The organism is Mycobacterium sp., from assembly GCF_049683935.1.
Taxonomy (GTDB): Bacteria; Actinomycetota; Actinomycetes; order Mycobacteriales; family Mycobacteriaceae; genus Mycobacterium.
The window spans coordinates 1-2570 of sequence record NZ_JBAUJR010000301.1 but is presented as its reverse complement, the minus strand read 5'-3'; the positions used below and the strand labels follow the sequence as shown (position 1 = coordinate 2570).

At 66.6% G+C, this 2570-nt stretch carries 2 protein-coding genes; one reads left to right on the top strand and one right to left on the bottom strand.

Annotated features, from left to right (window positions below; genetic code table 11):
- Positions 1-211 (bottom strand): alpha/beta fold hydrolase (locus WA965_RS17530; protein ID WP_526447872.1); only part of this gene is annotated, 211 nt, incomplete at its 3' end.
- A gap of 266 nt (positions 212-477) precedes the next feature.
- Here WA965_RS17530 and ftsH point away from each other — a divergent pair.
- Positions 478-2570, top strand: a 2093-nt coding sequence (ftsH, locus tag WA965_RS17525) for an ATP-dependent zinc metalloprotease FtsH (RefSeq protein WP_526447870.1), incomplete at its 3' end; no start/stop codon positions are given.

Sequence of the window (2570 nt, the reverse complement as noted above, 5' to 3'; positions counted from 1 at the left end):
AGTAACCCGACGACGTCCGCGCTGAGGTCGGTGACGGCGTAGGCGTCGACATCTCGGGGGCCAGCACGTGATAACCCGCCTCTGCCAGCGCATGCACCTGATGTCGCCAGGTGAACGCCAGCTCTGGGAAGCCGTGGCAGAGCACCACCACGGGCGCGCCCGGCTCGCCTGCCTCGGTCACCCGCAGTGAAACCCCGTTCGTCTGCACCATCCGCGTCCGCACGACCCCATACTTTCGCCGAACGTGCTCGCAGTGTCGAGGTAACCGCAGAATCGTGACAGGGAATGCACGTTCGGTGCCCGAGTAACTCCGGGCTCAGCCCTGATGGTTCCCTCCGTGAACTCCGGTCTCAGCCCTGATGGTTCCCTCCGTGAACTCCGGGAACTGCCAGACGTTGGTCTAGCGGTAGCCTTGACTACTCCAGCTGTGCGTATTGGAAGGATTTGGCCGGCGGTGCGCTGTCGGCGTAGGTACCAATGAACCGAAAAAATGTGATCCGCACGCTCACGGTGATCGCCGTCGTGTTGCTGCTCGGGTGGTCCTTCTTCTACTTCAGCGACGACACCCGCGGGCACGAAGCTGTCCCCACGTCGGTCGCCATCGCGCAGATCGAGGCCGACAACGTCAACGAAGCCCAGATCGACGACCGCGAACAGCAGGTGCGCCTCGAGCTGAAGAGTGGCAACGACGACACCTCGGGCAACACCCAGATCATCAGCAAGTACCCCACGGGGTACGGGGTCACGCTGTTCGAGGCGCTGGAAGCCAAGAACGCGAAGATCAACACAGTCGTCAACCAGAGCAGCATGCTCGGCACGCTGCTGATCTACATGCTGCCGCTGCTGCTGCTGGTCTTCCTCTTCGTGATGTTCTCCCGGATGCAGTCCGGTGGGCGGATGGGGTTCGGCTTCGGTAAGTCGAAGGCCAAACAGCTCTCCAAGGACATGCCGAAGACCACGTTCGCCGACGTCGCCGGCGTCGACGAGGCGGTCGAGGAGCTCTACGAGATCAAGGACTTCCTGCAGAACCCGACCCGCTATCAGGCGCTGGGCGCCAAGATCCCCAAGGGCGTGCTGCTCTACGGCCCTCCCGGCACCGGCAAGACGCTGCTGGCTCGCGCGGTCGCCGGTGAGGCCGGGGTTCCGTTCTTCACGATCTCCGGGTCGGATTTCGTCGAGATGTTCGTCGGTGTCGGCGCCTCCCGGGTGCGCGACATGTTCGAGCAGGCCAAGCAGAACAGCCCGTGCATCATCTTCGTCGACGAGATCGACGCGGTGGGTAGGCAGCGCGGCGCCGGTATGGGTGGCGGCCACGACGAACGCGAGCAGACGCTCAACCAGCTGCTCGTCGAGATGGACGGCTTCGGCGAACGTCAGGGCGTCATTCTGATCGCGGCCACCAACCGACCCGACATCCTCGATCCGGCGCTGTTGCGCCCGGGCCGCTTCGACCGCCAGATCCCGGTGTCCAGCCCCGATCTCGCCGGCCGCCGCGCAGTGCTCAAGGTGCACTCGCAGGGCAAGCCGATCGCCGAGGACGCCGATCTCGACGGCCTGGCCAAGCGCACGGTCGGCATGTCCGGTGCCGACCTGGCCAACGTCATCAACGAGGCGGCGCTGCTCACCGCACGCGAGAACGGCACCGTCATCACCGGCGCGGCGCTCGAAGAGGCTGTCGACCGGGTCGTCGGTGGGCCGCGCCGCAAGGGCCGCATCATCAGCGAGCACGAGAAGAAGATCACCGCCTACCACGAGGGCGGGCATACGTTGGCAGCCTGGGCGATGCCCGACATCGAGCCGATCTACAAGGTGACGATCCTGGCCCGCGGCCGTACCGGTGGACACGCCATGGCGGTCCCCGAGGACGACAAGGGCCTGATGACGCGCTCGGAGATGATCGCGCGCCTGGTCTTCGCCATGGGCGGCCGCGCCGCCGAGGAACTCGTGTTCCGCGAGCCCACCACCGGCGCTTCCTCGGACATCGACCAGGCCACCAAGATCGCCCGGGCGATGGTGACCGAGTACGGCATGAGCTCCAAGCTCGGTGCCGTCCGATACGGCACCGAGCACGGTGACCCGTTCCTCGGCCGCACGATGGGCACCCAGGCCGACTACAGCCACGAGGTCGCCCAGATCATCGACGACGAGGTCCGCAAGCTCATCGAGGCCGCCCACACCGAGGCGTGGGAGATCCTCACCGAATACCGCGACGTCCTGGACATCCTGGCCGGCGAGCTGCTCGAGAAGGAGACGCTGCACCGCGTCCAACTGCAGGCGATCTTCGGTGACGTGAAGAAGCGGCCGCGTCTGACCATGTTCGACGACTTCGGCGGCCGGGTGCCGTCGGACAAGCCGCCCATCAAGACGCCGGGTGAGCTGGCCATCGAGCGCGGCGAGCCGTGGCCCAAGCCGGTTCCCGAGCCCGCCTTCAAGACTGCGATCGCGCAGGCGTCCAAGGCGGCCGCCGAGGCCGCCCCCAAGAACGGCACCAACGGCGCGGGTGGCAACGGTGCCTCGGGCAACGGTCCGACGCAGCCCGATTACGGTGCGCCCGCCGGCTGGCACGCCCC